General features: G+C 43.5%; 16 protein-coding genes and 3 pseudogenes. 4 read left to right on the top strand and 15 right to left on the bottom strand.

Annotated elements, in window-relative coordinates:
• Nucleotides 1-47: 47 nt before the first annotated feature.
• Entirely contained in the window at nucleotides 48-1,166 is a 1,119-nt protein-coding gene (locus AC58QM_RS19080) for a SepM family pheromone-processing serine protease (protein WP_497286465.1), read from the bottom strand.
• A gap of 123 nt (nucleotides 1,167-1,289) precedes the next feature.
• Between AC58QM_RS19080 and AC58QM_RS19085 the strand changes: the two genes are divergently transcribed.
• Complete coding sequence (locus tag AC58QM_RS19085) at nucleotides 1,290-2,576, top strand: nucleoside recognition domain-containing protein (protein ID WP_497286466.1); 1,287 nt, start codon at nucleotides 1,290-1,292, stop codon at nucleotides 2,574-2,576.
• A gap of 31 nt (nucleotides 2,577-2,607) precedes the next feature.
• Here the strand turns inward: AC58QM_RS19085 and coaD are convergent, their stop codons facing one another.
• The 9 genes and pseudogenes from coaD to AC58QM_RS19130 form a co-directional block, all read right to left on the bottom strand.
• Nucleotides 2,608-3,120, bottom strand: coding sequence for a pantetheine-phosphate adenylyltransferase (gene coaD / locus AC58QM_RS19090; RefSeq protein WP_414813329.1), 513 nt, complete (start codon nucleotides 3,118-3,120; stop codon nucleotides 2,608-2,610).
• A gap of 16 nt (nucleotides 3,121-3,136) precedes the next feature.
• Nucleotides 3,137-3,721, bottom strand: a pseudogene (rsmD, locus tag AC58QM_RS19095) (16S rRNA (guanine(966)-N(2))-methyltransferase RsmD); the annotation flags it as partial.
• 370 nt (nucleotides 3,722-4,091) lie between these two features.
• Entirely contained in the window at nucleotides 4,092-4,397 is a 306-nt protein-coding gene (locus AC58QM_RS19100) for a phage scaffolding protein (RefSeq protein WP_497286467.1), read from the bottom strand.
• A 219-nt stretch (nucleotides 4,398-4,616) separates the two neighbouring features.
• Nucleotides 4,617-5,153, bottom strand: a complete 537-nt coding sequence (locus tag AC58QM_RS19105) for a hypothetical protein (protein WP_497286468.1) — start codon at nucleotides 5,151-5,153, stop codon at nucleotides 4,617-4,619.
• 92 nt (nucleotides 5,154-5,245) lie between these two features.
• Nucleotides 5,246-5,437 (bottom strand): hypothetical protein, encoded by a 192-nt coding sequence (locus tag AC58QM_RS19110; protein ID WP_497286469.1) that lies wholly within the window; start codon nucleotides 5,435-5,437, stop codon nucleotides 5,246-5,248.
• A gap of 97 nt (nucleotides 5,438-5,534) precedes the next feature.
• Nucleotides 5,535-5,708 carry a hypothetical protein gene (locus tag AC58QM_RS19115; protein ID WP_497286470.1) on the bottom strand — a complete coding sequence of 58 codons (174 nt, stop codon included), beginning with the start codon at nucleotides 5,706-5,708 and terminating at the stop codon, nucleotides 5,535-5,537.
• A 277-nt stretch (nucleotides 5,709-5,985) separates the two neighbouring features.
• A pseudogene (locus AC58QM_RS19120) lies at nucleotides 5,986-6,324 on the bottom strand (DNA modification methylase); the annotation flags it as partial.
• A gap of 18 nt (nucleotides 6,325-6,342) precedes the next feature.
• Nucleotides 6,343-6,495 (bottom strand): annotated as a pseudogene (locus AC58QM_RS19125) (ParB N-terminal domain-containing protein); the annotation flags it as partial.
• 877 nt (nucleotides 6,496-7,372) lie between these two features.
• Nucleotides 7,373-8,131: a stalk domain-containing protein gene (locus AC58QM_RS19130; RefSeq protein ID WP_497286471.1), complete on the bottom strand. Its 759-nt coding sequence runs from the start codon at nucleotides 8,129-8,131 to the stop codon at nucleotides 7,373-7,375.
• A gap of 201 nt (nucleotides 8,132-8,332) precedes the next feature.
• On the opposite strand from AC58QM_RS19130, the gene AC58QM_RS19135 reads away from it, so the two are divergent.
• Nucleotides 8,333-8,503, top strand: a complete 171-nt coding sequence (locus tag AC58QM_RS19135) for a hypothetical protein (RefSeq protein WP_157257142.1) — start codon at nucleotides 8,333-8,335, stop codon at nucleotides 8,501-8,503.
• Nucleotides 8,504-8,588: 85 nt separating this feature from the next.
• Here AC58QM_RS19135 and AC58QM_RS19140 read toward each other — a convergent pair whose 3' ends face one another.
• Entirely contained in the window at nucleotides 8,589-8,873 is a 285-nt protein-coding gene (locus tag AC58QM_RS19140; protein ID WP_497286472.1) for a hypothetical protein, read from the bottom strand.
• Between the two features lie 159 nt (nucleotides 8,874-9,032).
• Here AC58QM_RS19140 and AC58QM_RS19145 point away from each other — a divergent pair, with 159 nt between their 5' ends.
• Nucleotides 9,033-9,530 (top strand): GNAT family N-acetyltransferase, encoded by a 498-nt coding sequence (locus AC58QM_RS19145; protein ID WP_497286473.1) that lies wholly within the window; start codon nucleotides 9,033-9,035, stop codon nucleotides 9,528-9,530.
• A 133-nt stretch (nucleotides 9,531-9,663) separates the two neighbouring features.
• Nucleotides 9,664-10,731 carry a polysaccharide deacetylase family protein gene (locus tag AC58QM_RS19150; RefSeq protein WP_497286474.1) on the top strand — a complete coding sequence of 356 codons (1,068 nt, stop codon included), beginning with the start codon at nucleotides 9,664-9,666 and terminating at the stop codon, nucleotides 10,729-10,731.
• A gap of 76 nt (nucleotides 10,732-10,807) precedes the next feature.
• Here the strand turns inward: AC58QM_RS19150 and AC58QM_RS19155 are convergent, their stop codons facing one another.
• From AC58QM_RS19155 to AC58QM_RS19170, 4 genes are all read right to left on the bottom strand, one after another.
• Nucleotides 10,808-11,230, bottom strand: coding sequence for a Fur family transcriptional regulator (locus tag AC58QM_RS19155; protein WP_310500377.1), 423 nt, complete (start codon nucleotides 11,228-11,230; stop codon nucleotides 10,808-10,810).
• Nucleotides 11,231-11,397: 167 nt separating this feature from the next.
• Nucleotides 11,398-12,390 (bottom strand): CobW family GTP-binding protein, encoded by a 993-nt coding sequence (locus AC58QM_RS19160; RefSeq protein WP_497286475.1) that lies wholly within the window; start codon nucleotides 12,388-12,390, stop codon nucleotides 11,398-11,400.
• A 44-nt stretch (nucleotides 12,391-12,434) separates the two neighbouring features.
• Nucleotides 12,435-12,977 carry a hypothetical protein gene (locus tag AC58QM_RS19165; protein WP_497286476.1) on the bottom strand — a complete coding sequence of 181 codons (543 nt, stop codon included), beginning with the start codon at nucleotides 12,975-12,977 and terminating at the stop codon, nucleotides 12,435-12,437.
• Nucleotides 12,978-12,982: 5 nt separating this feature from the next.
• Nucleotides 12,983-14,146, bottom strand: a complete 1,164-nt coding sequence (locus AC58QM_RS19170) for a metallophosphoesterase (protein WP_497286477.1) — start codon at nucleotides 14,144-14,146, stop codon at nucleotides 12,983-12,985.
• Between the last annotated feature and the right edge of the window lie 35 nt (nucleotides 14,147-14,181).

A 14,181-nucleotide genomic window follows, 5' to 3' on the forward strand; every position in this document is an offset into this window, starting at 1 on the left:
GCATACCATTTGTCAATTGATATTCCATTACTTTTGCTAGATATGACTTATTTCGGAGGCAGTGCTGCTAGATATTTCAAAGCTTCTTCCATCGTTCCAATTTCTACAATTTTCATTTTCGTATTAATTTGCTTCGCTCTTTTGACCGCATCCGAATAGTTCTCGATCTTGGTTCCGTCTTTGTAGGTCATGTTTTTGGGAGCAAAGAAAATATCCGCTTTCTCTCGATCCGCAGCAATAATTTTGTGTTGGATTCCGCCAATTGGCCCTACGGTGCCGTCTGCTTCTATCGTTCCCGTGCCTGCGATACGGTAACCCTTCGTAATATCCTCGGGTACAAGTTGATTGAATATTTCCAAAGAAAACATGAGACCTGCTGAAGGACCGCCAATATCACCAGCCTTAATCGACACCTGTTGATCTTCCTGATCCGCTTTCACCGACTGCATGCCTGCTGGTACTACACCAATTCCTGCACGAGCCACAGTCTCACCCTCTTGAAGCGGCAGCGCTCCTAGCGTCAATGTCGTCTGTAATTCCGTCTTCTTTCTCTCATACGTAATGGTGATGCTGTCTCCAGCTTTTTTGCCTGCGAGAGAGTCCAGCAGATCCTGCGCCACCTTCACTTCTTTGTCCCCAGCTTTCAAAAGAACATCGCCTGGCTTAAGCACTTTCTCCCCTGACAACCCAGGGACGGTTTGTAGGACCATGACTCCCTCATGGTCAATGTGAAAAGGGACTTTAGCCTCGGTATACGCGGCTTGAATGGCACTGGCCTGCGAGGTTAACATGACATATTCCTGACGTTGTGAATACTCTTGTTCGGACTCTCCCTGCTTGAGCACAGCCTTCTTAGGCTGAATTTCTTCGTACGGATGAACGAGCCCTACCAAATAATTCACCACATTCGCATCAGCAACGCGCACGGTCGTGAGCATGAGCGTCCCTTTTTCAGAGCCCGTGCTTTTGGTAATCGACACCATGGGTTTGATTTCTTCCGCAGTACCTGGCATAAACACAAAAAAGGGCAGCCGCACAAAAAATAGCAAATATACAATGATAATACCTACTAAGGCAGATACTAAGTAGCGTCTTGTCGTTGAGCTTCTCGGATATCGATATGAATCATTCGACCATGTACGTATGCTCTCTTCTTCCCTATCCATACAGGTTCCCCTTTCCTGTTGCTTTCTCTTGATGTTTGACCGATCTCGTCACGTTTGAAAGCTTGGTCTAATCGCCTGTCTTCTTGCGTACAATGAAGCATGTTCGATGGACGAGGTGATGCTATGCCGAATGCAAGATTTCATGCCAAAATCACAACACTAGTGCTGGGAGCTTTGGCCGGACTAGTCGTTATATCTGTTATTCTATTTCCTGACAAAGCTTTTCAGTCTTCTCTCGAAGGGCTGACCATCTGGTGGAAGCTTGTCTTTCCTGCATTAATGCCTTTCCTTATTATGACCGAGCTCTTGATCGGCTTCGGTATCATTCAAGGGATAGGCGTTCTCCTAGAACCGCTGATGCGTGTCATTTTTCGCCTACCCGGTATTAGTGGTTGGGCACTGGCATCAGGCTTTGTTGTAGGATTTCCAGCAGGAGCTAGAATTACTGCATCGCTGCGCGAAAAAAACCTGCTAACACGCACAGAGACAGAGCGCTTAACAGCCCTCTCGCATTTGTGCAGTCCGTTATTTCTGATCATGGTTATCGGCATCGGCTTCCTTCACAACGCCAAACTAGGCATCCTGCTTGCCATTGTTCACTACATTTCCGCGATCGTAACGGGATTCTTAATGCGACATAGTAAACAAGCAATCGCTCCTGTTGAAGTGAACACGCTAGGACATAAACAGAAGCAAAAAGCATCCGGTTCTATTTGGAAATCAGCCCTTTCGGCCATGCGTCAAGCTTACTGGGAAGATGGGCGTACTTTCGGAAAGCTGCTCGGTGATGCAGTAGCCTCAGCTGTACATACCCTCATGTTGATTGGCGGCTACATGATGATATTTTCGGTGCTTATTAACGTCATCTCTATCACGCATGTTGCCGATATGCTTCGTCCCATCACGCAATTCCTTCTTGGCTTTATGGGGATCTTCACAGATACGACACCGCAATGGATTAAAGGCTTAATGGAAATCCACCTTGGTTCCTACGCCTTAAGCCAAGCTAAGGATCTCCCGCTTCTGCCGCAAATGGCGCTCCTTAGCGCATTTCTTGGTTGGGGAGGCTTATCCGCCCACGCACAGGTTGCTGGCTTTCATCAAAAAACCGATGCCCGTTATCTATTCTTTTTACAATCCCGCGCACTACATGCCGTACTTGCTTTATTCACAACGATTCTACTGTGGAAACCATTGCAATTGCTCTTACTAGATACAGAGCCGAGCTTCCTACGGTTAGACCTAGCAACTAATGAAGCAGTGGCACCCTTTCCTTTGAACGGCGAATCGGCATGGGGCCTATGGGGACCAATGCTGACGTTATTTCTTTTCATTTTGACCTGCATGCTGCTCATTTCATTTGGTTTACGCCTCTTTCAAAAGGAAAACGGTGAAATAACCAAGCTTTAACCCGAAATCGAAATTCCTTTAGACCTTGCTTTTAGGTCTGAGGGAATTTTTTGCGTAACTCCTCTTCCACTTCTGCTGGCACTAGATCTTCTACCGGTCCATGAAACTTAGCGATTTCCTTCACGATACTTGAACTCAAATAAGAAAACTGAGGCTTGGATGTCATAAAGAACGTCTCCACATCGGGATTCAGCTTATGATTCGTTGATGCCATTTGCAATTCATATTCAAAATCAGAAACAGCCCGAAGTCCGCGAACGATAAGCCTGACATTCCGAGCTTTCATATAGTTCACCATTAAGTCCCGAAAACCGTCAATCTCCACATTAGGAAGATCTGCCGTTACTTTCCGGAGCAATTCCATTCTCTCTTCCAGGGTGAATAACGCATTCTTGGACGTGTTGTTCAGCACCGCTACAATTAGTTTATCAAATACTTTCGCTGCTCTATGTATAATATCAAGATGTCCATAAGTAACCGGGTCAAAGCTTCCTGGATATACCGCTACTGTAATACCATGTTCTTGCCTCATCATGCTGTTCATCTCCTTCAATTGCTAACTAATTGCTGACTTCTATGGATGCTGCGTCGCGTTTAAATATGGTCACAGCCGTATCTCCATAGTCTGCTCTACGTAACTGTTTAAATCCACCTATGGTTTCTTGTAAGATATCCTTGGCATCGTGCTCAACAACAATTGTAGCATCAGCCTCCACTATGGCCTGTTCTTCCATCATCGTCATCAGCTCTGCGATCCCTTTCATCCGATAGGGAGGATCTAGAAATACAAGCTGGAACTGCTCGGCCCGCTTCGCAAGCACCTTCAACGCTCTCGCCGCATCCGTTCGATAGATTTCCACTTGATCCTTCAATTTAGCGACTTCCACATTGTGTTGAATCGTGTCGATGCTCTTCTTCTCAATATCAATAAATACCGCCTTATCCATACCGCGGCTTAGCGCTTCAATTCCTAGCCCGCCTGTGCCGGCGAATAGATCGAGCACCTGCCCTCCGTCGAAATAAGGACCGATCATACTGAAGATCGCTTCCTTCACTTTGTCTGTTGTTGGTCGTGTACTTGTACCGGGTACAGCCTTTAACGACCTGCCTTTGGCCGTGCCTGAAATCACTCTCATCTGTGCTTTTCCCTTCCATGCTGGTTCATTCTTTTGCTATCGTACCACAAGCACTAATCTGACACAAAAATTTTATCCCTACGATGTATAAATTTACCGTAAATCGGTCATGCTTGAACTATCGACATCAGAGAATGTCGTAGACAACCGCGGAGAAGGCTTACGTTTCCCCATAAGCTCTTCATCCGGTTTCTCCTCTCCCATGAGGCGGCTGCGCAAGCAGTCGCCGTTATTATTTTATAGGACAGTTTTCCTAACCCTTATTATATAAGGGTTTTTTGACTATTACAGAGGAAAAACTTCATATACTACAGATAGTTCAGTTTTATCTTGGGGACGATTTGGGGACGGAAATTTTCAAAGTAAAAAACACTACAATCTATTTAAAGCGAATGCGGCCTAAAATAACGTGCAATAAAACCGTTCCCTTTCCGTTCACTTCACTTCGCTTACCTAGGGCTTTCACTGGATATTCAAACTTATCTGAAGATGCTTTATTAGCCGTATGCAGATGGGTGATCTGATCCTGTAGCACCTTGTTGTCACCTGCTGCTTTACTAAATGTTTCAAGTTGCTTGTCACGTTCTTTTAAATCATCTTCCGCTTTCTTTTTCGCATCAGTAACATCTTTGAATAGGTGATCAGGGACCCAACCCTTATAGTTAGTTTCAACACTTCCAATCAATTGCAGTGATTTGTGTATCCGAGAGACCTTGAGATCTCAACAAATCTTTCAACCAATCCATCTAAATCCCCCTCTAAATGAAATACCCAGTTTAAGGCCATCTGGTAGGGCAACAGAAAAAGGACTCCTGAGAGTTCAGGAATCCTAAATATATTTCTCTGTTATTCTTTAACGTTAATTTCAACCAAAACTGCCTCATGAAAGAGGTAAAGTGATCGTCTAAATCTCAATGTTATTTATATTACACCTTATTTTTTCAAACCAACTGACGTTCAGAAAATTTTTATTATGTGCAAGTAGTTCATCCATAAATGCTCGTGTTTTTCCAATGACTTCTTTTAAGAAAGCTCTTACATCGACTGGTTGTTTGACCCAGCGACCATAAATACAGTCACTTAATGGTTTTAGCAATATTGAACCGTGTCCTGCTTTATTCTCTGATATTATATGACTAAGAAATAATTGTTCGCCACTTCTTTGAATTTCTATCCACGAATTAAAAGATTCAATATCATTGATTATTACAAAATCAGAAGTTTTCAAAATCAACATTGCTGCTTCCGAGATTTGCTCAAACCATCTTGATAACAAATCCAAGCCTCGTAAATCAGCTGGGATTGGTAAATATGGTATACACCCATAACTAAATTCTTCATTACACACCAACTCGAGGTAACCTAAAACACCATATTCAAGTTCATTTACAGTTGCAACTGATTCTTCAGAGACAAAAGTAATTAAATAGTTGATTATCATAGTTACACTTCCTACTATTTAAGTTCTCCTGATAGTTCAAGAATCCCAGTCACACTTATCAAAGATTGAACAGACACTTTTGTTCATTTGCTTCATCTACTTCTCATGAGCTTGATTAATCTATCCCATTCCAACCGATCAATCTTTAAATCACGAACTGCCACCCTGAATCCATACTTTTTAGCATATTCAACAAATATCTGATCTTCACTCAATATTTCATATCCAATAATTCCGAATGGTTGTTTTGTCCACGTTTCTTTTAAGAGATCTTTATCCACCATACATATCACCAATTAACCCCTCAACGTTAACAAAAATTCTTTCAGACTAATATACATGAACGCCATTAATAAATATTTCGAGTATGTTTACTCGTAATTATTCAACATGCCATATCCTAGAAAACTTTTCGTCTTTTACAATCTCGATCGGCCGTTTGACAGCTTCAATGAACTTTTCAACAAAATCCGGATCTCCGGGGTTCAGGTCATCCATATAGCTCTCGTCAAATCCCCCAATCTCTTGCTCTTGATGTTTCGAAGTCTTCGTCATATAACCACCACCAATTCTTCAATAACAGCTAGCATCACGGCATGCGAAAAGTAAGCATTTTGCTCTGATACCGACATTGTAGCATACTTAGATGAAGTTTTTAACTGTCCGTTTATCTTTACTGCCCTTGTTGCCATGACTTGATTAAATACCATGATATCAACTTTTACCCAGCGTCGAAATGCTACTGACACCATCGTCATGACCAACAGCAACGATATGAGATAACGAAGAGTAAAGTGCCAAGTTACGAGCATCCTTACTATTAATTCTCGCAAATGATTGTCTGCTTACGGTCCCCATACCATGCCGGCGACTTGCCCTTCAAGTGAGCATAGAACACTGGCTCATGCTTGTAACGATACTGCGACCAGCCGAAGGAAGCCACCTTCGGGTCCATGACTTCCGCATAGCAAGAAAATACGGAACTCAAAAAAACCGCAAACTCCTTTGCGGGCATATCGTCGTTCATTATTGTCCCGCGACCATCAGCAGCCAAACGAACTAAATCACTCTCAACAGCTTCATTATAAGGAGGATCCGTAACAACAAGCGCTGCCTTGGCGCCCGCCATTAGTTTCTGCACAACCTCAAGCCTCGTCGCATCGCCACACACAAACTCACCCTTAACGATCGTCATATCACTTCGGACCAAGATCGGCTGTAGTACACCGTATTTCTGAATGCTTTCCACTAATGATCTATACAGATGATCGTCCATTTCGTTTGGGTTCCAGCCGTTGGGTTTCACTTGATTAATTTGTATAGTTTCGATTCTCATTTTCATTCCCTTAGCGTTATGTCCGTTTGAGTAAAATAGAAATAAGCTATATCTTCAACTGATTCCATTTTAAGAATTATGTTTTCTATAAGAATTTCCGTGAAATTCTTTTTAAATTCTCTCCATTTTTCATCCTCAATGAGTCCAGCATAAATTTAGTCAGCCAATGCCCATACCCGGAATGAATGTTTTGCATAATATATCTTCAAGTACTTGTTTAGGGACGTGGTCATTTGCAGCTATACTATTTAGTATCTAAGCAAGATATTATTGAACTCATCCGCGAATTCATTGATCAGGAAAAATTTAGTGCTGCTATTTATTTGCTCGAGATTATTCAGCAGATGGAGGAAGAAAATCGAACCTCTGTACTCATTACTGTAAAAAAACATGACTCCTCAAAGTGAAGTATTTATACGGATCGTCTTCTTCGCATTCTATTTCAGCTTACTTTTCCAACATTATTGAAGGAGCAACCCCCACATACAGTGTCTTACATCATCCTGCCTTCCTACAACTAATACCTCTGCGTACTTTCTTGAGAGTAGCTCTATAGCGCTCATTTATGACATACACCTCGCCAAGTACTTTCTTACTCTCGAGGATTACATAACGATTCTTCGATCCAAAAAGTGGGTCTCGCATACTCCGAGCTCCTTTCTTGCTATGCCCAGCGACATTTTTCATTACTGGGTGCTGTGTACTTTTTAAGTTTTTCGAGTAATGGCTCATGCAATCGGTCCAGATTAACAAATTTATTAGATAGTCTACTAGGCACTGGCTTATCTTACTCCGTTGGATCATTTAGTAGCGACAAATAAAATAGCACCCACATAAATGCGAGTGCCTCATTTGCACAGTTCTAATAGCTCCATCTTATGGTTCACATCTTAACCGCGGTTTTTGCAGAAGTTTTATCTGGCAAAACTTCATTCTTAAGCTGCAGCTGATGAATAATAGCATTTGTGTTATTCAAGTTTTTTTGTGCCATACGTGTAGCATTAAGCAGACTGATAGCAAATTGTTTCTCGAATTCAGGCATACTAATTCCAGTAAGTTTAAAAGAAAGCAGATTCTTGGTTTGTTGGACATTGTTAAATGCGGCACTCTCACTCTTAATAATAGATAGAAGATCTTCCGAGTTACTCACTGTTTGAATAAGATTATGTGCCATTTGGTTGGCCTCATTGTATTGTTTCGTTAATTCCTCAAAATCCACATTTAGTTGATTAGCAAACTCACTGCCATTCGTTAAATTAGCATACTGCTGAAATTGTTGTGAGAAGGTTAGTAAGGCCGTATCTGTATCCTTTAGCCATTGATAGGCATGCAGCAAGCGCTCATATTCTATTTTTGCAGGATCTATCTGCACTGTCGACGGCGGGGATTGAGGCATTGTCACATTGACACTATATGTACTGGGATTCCAAGTTACGAGTACCCCGAGTTGTCGCAACATAGATAGGGGGACTACGGTATGGTCTTTATAAATCAATGCAGGTAGTTCATCAACTTTCAGCACTTGTCCATTAGATGTTACATGTACGATGGGATTCCCTTCGAAATCTCCATTAACAGTGGCAGCGCCAGCAACTCCAAATGGGATAGAGAGCATTAGTAAAAATAGAATACACTTTTTCATTGTTCACCTCGTTAGGAAATTGTAATCTTATGACTAATTTGTCGAACCATCGTTGAATTTGCTACTATAGTTACATTCCACATGTAGAGCATACTCTCCTTCTGCTAGGCTTGATCCCCTCTTCCATTTTATGCTATAATTAAAATAAGAACATACATTCCCTATATTTTACAATCCTACAGCCAGAAAAGAAGGTCAGCCATGAAAGATCAACCTGTATTTGAGAATCTGCGTGACAAATATGCCGATGAAGACCGCGCTAAGCTTGTCATGCTACAGTTGCGAACATTGATGGGCCAGAAGCAGAAGAAGAAATGGTACCAGAAATGGAAAACTCCGACGAAGACGAAGCCGACGAATTGGAATGATTAGAAGGTCAGTCTAGCTTATTTTGCCTTGAAAATAAAATAGAGGCTCCCTTTCGTAGATCATCTACGCGGAGAGCCTCTTCATTTTTTTAACGGTTTCTTTTGCGTGTATAATATAAAATTCCTAAGTAATGCGCCCCTGTAAATAGGGTTAGTATCCCAAAGAATATCAGGAATCCACCATTCCGGTCACGGAAAAACATTTGTACAACGAATAAGGCAAGGGAAATTTCGGTCCAAAGTAGCGTTCTTTTTTTGAGCTGTGTCAAATCCGCTGTCGATTTACTTATTTTGCGAAGATTCATGTAAGTCAGACCAGCAAGTACGATGATACCAATGACGATTACGAGAATATAGCTTACATTGTCTGACATATGGCTGTGACTCCCCCTAATTCTAGTAGATATTATATCTAAGATACATGGATTGGAACGGAATGTCTATTTGAAAATGTCATTTGCAAGCAGGTATCTCGCTATGCTCGTGAACATATCTGACATTTGTCTTCTAAACTTAAGCGAGGTGCCCACATCATGTCTGCCCTAATATTTAAACCACTAGAAACGTCCGACATTCCCTTTCTGATGGAAATTTACAATCATTTCGTTCTACACACAACGTATTCTTTCCACACAGAGCCTGTTGCTCTACCCGAATTCACGGAAAGTGTCATCCATCCCAACCCGCGATATCAGACCTATGTAATTATGCAAAATGAGATGCCACAAGGCTATGTGCAAATAATGCCACATAAGAAGAAGCAAGCCTATGATACAACCGGTGAAGTGACGATCTATCTTCATCCTACTTATGTCGGTAAAGGCACAGGCTCTGCCTCTATTCAATATATCGAAACTTTCGCTAAAGAGCGCGGCTTTCATTCGTTAATAGCGACGGTTTGTGCGGATAATTCCGCTAGCATTCACATGTTCACCCGCAATGGCTACCAGCAGTGTGCGTACTATCGTGAGGTCGGTTTTAAATGGGGACAATTCCACGATATCGTTACGTTTCAGAAAATCATTTCATAAATAATTTCACTTCGTACAGTGCCCGTCTTTACGAGAATATCTCTACTTTTACTATTTCCGTTATTTGCACGGGATAACATCGCTCTCCCTAACAAAACCTAGAGCATAGTCATAAAGCTCGGAGGGGATTGCCATGACCAAACGGCTTTGGTCCTTTAGCATCGTTTGCCTGCTTGTAACTAGCTGCGGTGTACCTTTTTCAAAGCCTTTTCAAGATCAGAGCTCAGCCCATCACGCCTCTCCACATGTCACCCAGACATCCACTGAGGCTAGCAGGGACTTCGAGGAGTCCCGTTTTATTACAGATGCAGATACTGCAAATGCCAAGAAGCGGATTAGCGCGCTGCTACCCGTAAGCACGCCCTCCGCTTCTACGGTACCATCTGCATCAGCAACGCCTTCACGAGCACCACGTTCCACAGTAACGCCAAGCTCGAAACCTAAGATCAGTTCGAGAAAGCCAGCAACACAAACCGAAGCTTCCAAAAGACCTTCCGTGCCCGTTCAGAAAAATCAAGGGCAAATCCGAATTTCTCAGAAAAAACTCACTCTCTCGCAGCTCGTTGTTAAATACCCAGATACATTCAAGCTCCGCGGCTCAAGTCAAGAGAAGAAAGTCGCTTTAACGTTTGACGATGGACCTGATACGCGGTTTACGCCAAAAGTGCTAGATGCCTTGAAAGCAAATCAAGTGAAGGCAACTTTTTTTGTACTTGGTTCTATGGCTACGACTCATCCTGATATCATTAAACGAATCGCGAATGAAGGCCATGTCATTGGCAATCATTCATACAGTCATGAGAATCTACCCAAGCTCTCTGTGGATAAATTTCAAAACCAAATTGAGCGCACCGAACATGTTTTGCAGGGCCTCATTGGTTACTCGCCCCGATTAATCCGCCCTCCTTACGGGGCAATTAATGAGGAACAAGTGAAATGGATGGCTGATCATCACTATTTAATTGTGAACTGGAATGTCGACTCTCTCGATTGGAAATCCTTGAGTTCCGATCAAGTCCTTCACAATATCATGCAGCAAACCAAGCCTGGCTCCATTATTCTTCAGCATTCTGGAGGGGCTGACAGTCAGGATTTATCAGGGACGGTACAAGCTATTGGACCGTTAATAAGCAAACTTAAAGCGGCAGGCTACACGTTCGTCACAGTCCCTGAACTGCTCCACGTTACCAAAAGCAGATAGCCTCTAAACCAAAAAAGCAGCCTCGCTGGATGACTCCCGCGGACTGCTTTTTTCCGATGCGCATGTAGCCGCCAACCTACTCGCTCACCTGAGCGGTAGGCATGGCTGATTTACAATCCGCACAATAGCCAAATATTTCAAACCGATGGCTTTGAATCTCAAAGCTTTCCGGCAAATCCTGCACAAGCTTCATTGGACAGAACTCAAAGGTCACGGTCTTCTCACAGCTGACACAAATCATGTGATGATGATGGTGTGACAAGCAGCTCGCTTTGAACTTCAAGCCATCCGCCAAATGAAATTGCTCCAGAACACCCATCTCGCTCAACAAGCGGAGATTACGATACACCGTATCGAAGCTTATGCCTGGATATTTCATTTTCATATGTTCATAAACATCCTTCGGCGATAAATAACTACCCGATTCTGCAAATAGGGTCGCTAAGCTTCTGCGCTGCTCTGTAATTCGCCAGCCCTTCTGCGACATCGCTCTTAGCATCTCATCGATCGTATCCGTATGCTTACTCACGTGCATTACCCCTCTGTGTTGAAATGTTCTTCTATTATAGTGCAGCAAATAGGCCACTTGCGTCAAGTGTAGAACGATGACGAAATCTGTCCCATGAAAAAATCCTCAACCTATTGTTGAGGATTTACTTGTTCCTGCTAGTTATTTTGCTCTGAATCAGGCATAGCTTCTAACCTCAGCAATTCTGTGCGAATCGCATCCTTGGCGAAGTTTTCCCCAATGAAGACAGCTACGTCAGGCACGTCGCCTTTCGGCGTTATTTTCACAAAATCCATTTCTCTGTACGCATATTGGAATAAGAATCTGCTCGATGTATCCGAGAAACTTAGAATCCCTTTAGCACGATACACTTCCTGAGGAAGTTTACTGACGAATTCTTCAAATGCGTTGCTATCTACGGCCCGTTCAAAAAAGTGCGTATATGCCATCACATGGTTATGTGAATGGTGATGCTCGTGGCTGTGCGGCTGCGCCTCGTCATTCGTATCCACTTGTTCTACTGCCCTGCCAGAACCCTCTGTGTGCATGTCCTCAATGAGCTTGATATCGATCTGACTAAATACAGTATAATGCAATTCCGCATACGGATTCCATTCGCGCACAAGATCATGGACTTCTTGAAGTGTCGATTCCTGCAGCAGGTCCGTCTTGTTGAGCAGGAGCAAGTTGGCACAACGAATTTGATCCCGCATAAGCCGGAAGGTTTTGCCGCGACTTGTACGGTTTAACTCGAGCAGCTGCGGTGCATCCACAACTGTAATAATGGCTGAAAGCTCTATCGGAAGCAGAAGCGAAGCATCTGTTATCTCATCAATGACCTCCATGGGATTCGCTATCCCCGTCGATTCCACAAAGATCAAATCTGGCTGCTCCCCCGTCACTAATTCATTCAAAGCTGTGCCAAGATCGCCACGACTCGAACAGCAAATGCATCCGCCGAGCAGCTCAGACATAGGCACCTCGTTGGCTATTAACTGTCCGTCCAAATTCACTTCGCCAATTTCATTCATGATCACAGCAGGCTTGCGTCCCGCTTCGGTGAAATAATCAATGGCCTTGGTGAGCAAGGTCGTTTTACCACTTCCCAGAAATCCAGATAAGACATATACGTGAACTCGATTGTTCGACATGCGTGCTGTTCCCCTCCACTCTTTCGGGCCGATTTGACCCCTTACTACTCTGTCTTCACTTCAAATTTCGTGGCTAAAACGGGCCATTTCCCAACAATTCCAACTACAAAAGGGAACAGTTTTGCCCATAATAAACTTGTGCCTGGATCTACCGGCTTCAAAGGAAGCTCAATACGCTCGTAGAGGATTCTCGTTCCTTCCCTAACCAGCTCAAGTGCCAAATCTTCAGGCTCTGCCTCAGCTACAGCGGATAATCTTGGCAGGTAGTACTGCGTGATCGATTCCCATAAACCATGTTCCGCCAAATTGTCGGAAGCCATCACTTGTCCCATGCCTATGCTCACTAGACGTGCCGTTTCCTCTTCAAAAGCGTGAGGAATGCAATAGATTTCCAGCGCCAATGCAGCAAGATAGGCTTCTCTAACCAATTCGTCTTCCTTAGCCATCGTTAACACGGGAGGAGACAAGTAAGCTAGTATTGCCGGCTGTAGGGTATCCCAGCTATTTTCTATACTTTTCATGGTAAGCTGCATCATCGCTGCCGCCAGCTCCACAGCGGTAATTTGTTTCTTCTCTAACTCTTGCATTCGTGTTAATCCTCTTCTCTATCGTTACTTGTAAAATGAATAATCAGTTCAATAATTTCAGATTGACTGCCTAATCGTATTGGCGGCCCCCATGTGCCGAAGCCCGAAGACACAAGCGCATGAAGGTTTCCTTTGCGTAAATAGCCCCAATCCAGTTCAAAAATCCGCCTAGTGAACAGATGATTCGGCGCTATTTGACCACGATGCGTATGACCTGACAGATTCACATCGACACCTGCTGCCTCCGCTACGTCTAACTGGTACGGTTGATGATCCATGACTATAATGGGCTGCGTAAGATCTATCCCGTCTAGCAAGGAGACTAACGGCTTACGTCCTCCAGGGGAATGTTCCGCCGATTTATCTTTACGCCCCACGAGATATAAACACTCTTCGACATGAACGACTTCATCCATCAGCACGCGAATGCCGATTTGTTCCATTTGTTCCACGAAGGCTGGAATATGCCCCCCATAGTATTCATGGTTGCCTAACACGGCATACACACCTAACGGCGCCTGCAGCTCTCGCATGGTTTGTCCCATTTGATACCGAATAAAAGGTTTAATATCATCATCAATGACGTCGCCTGGCAGCAGAATCAAATCAGGCTTCATCGCTTTCACCTGCTTAACCAGCTTGCGCAAATGACGATTGCCGACGACTGCGCCCAAATGAATATCCGAGGCTACTGCAACCCGTAGCTGTTTCCTATCTCCCGCTTGCTTAGAAATCGTAATCTCATGTTTACGTACAATTGGCGTTCGTGCATTATAGGAACCCCATAGCAAAAGAACAAGCACAGCAACAACGTCAATCCATCCCAGAATGGGTACATAGGTCGCTGGCGAAACAGATACTGCATACAACACACCAATCGCCACATCCGTGAACGGCAAAAGAAGAATGCCAAATTGGATGAGAGCCAACCAATAGGAACCTATGATATTAAGCAGTCGTGTTAGCGTTGGAGGCAGCACCTTCGTTCCAAACCGCCCGATGACATAGGAGAATGCAACGATCCAAAACACCGGCCAATACAACCAGGGATGAAATGAAGCACCCAATAAATGCGATAAAAAAACCTTCAAGTGCCAGCCTATGTAGCCATTAATCGCCGCTACAATAGCAAGTATAATCGTGACCCTAAGCAACATACCATTTTTCATTTTCTTGACGCTCCCATTCTCTATTACCCGCGGCC

The sequence above is a fragment of the Paenibacillus sp. J22P165 genome (assembly GCF_059692015.1).

Bases quoted from the DNA above. Each gene is read 5' to 3' on its own strand.
- AC58QM_RS19165 (WP_497286476.1), bottom strand. From the start codon at position 12,977: ATGCAAGAGTTAGAGAAGAAACAAATTACCGCTGTGGAGCTGGCGGCA.
- AC58QM_RS19135 (WP_157257142.1), top strand. From the start codon at position 8,333: ATGAAAGATCAACCTGTATTTGAGAATCTGCGTGACAAATATGCCGAT.
- AC58QM_RS19150 (WP_497286474.1), top strand. From the start codon at position 9,664: ATGACCAAACGGCTTTGGTCCTTTAGCATCGTTTGCCTGCTTGTAACT.
- AC58QM_RS19085 (WP_497286466.1), top strand. From the start codon at position 1,290: ATGCCGAATGCAAGATTTCATGCCAAAATCACAACACTAGTGCTGGGA.
- AC58QM_RS19160 (WP_497286475.1), bottom strand. From the start codon at position 12,390: ATGTCGAACAATCGAGTTCACGTATATGTCTTATCTGGATTTCTGGGA.
- AC58QM_RS19145 (WP_497286473.1), top strand. From the start codon at position 9,033: ATGTCTGCCCTAATATTTAAACCACTAGAAACGTCCGACATTCCCTTT.
- AC58QM_RS19115 (WP_497286470.1), bottom strand. From the start codon at position 5,708: ATGACGAAGACTTCGAAACATCAAGAGCAAGAGATTGGGGGATTTGAC.
- AC58QM_RS19110 (WP_497286469.1), bottom strand. From the start codon at position 5,437: ATGGTGGATAAAGATCTCTTAAAAGAAACGTGGACAAAACAACCATTC.
- AC58QM_RS19130 (WP_497286471.1), bottom strand. From the start codon at position 8,131: ATGAAAAAGTGTATTCTATTTTTACTAATGCTCTCTATCCCATTTGGA.
- AC58QM_RS19105 (WP_497286468.1), bottom strand. From the start codon at position 5,153: ATGATAATCAACTATTTAATTACTTTTGTCTCTGAAGAATCAGTTGCA.
- coaD (WP_414813329.1), bottom strand. From the start codon at position 3,120: ATGAACAGCATGATGAGGCAAGAACATGGTATTACAGTAGCGGTATAT.
- AC58QM_RS19155 (WP_310500377.1), bottom strand. From the start codon at position 11,230: ATGCTAAGAGCGATGTCGCAGAAGGGCTGGCGAATTACAGAGCAGCGC.
- AC58QM_RS19170 (WP_497286477.1), bottom strand. From the start codon at position 14,146: ATGAAAAATGGTATGTTGCTTAGGGTCACGATTATACTTGCTATTGTA.
- AC58QM_RS19140 (WP_497286472.1), bottom strand. From the start codon at position 8,873: ATGTCAGACAATGTAAGCTATATTCTCGTAATCGTCATTGGTATCATC.
- AC58QM_RS19080 (WP_497286465.1), bottom strand. From the start codon at position 1,166: ATGGATAGGGAAGAAGAGAGCATACGTACATGGTCGAATGATTCATAT.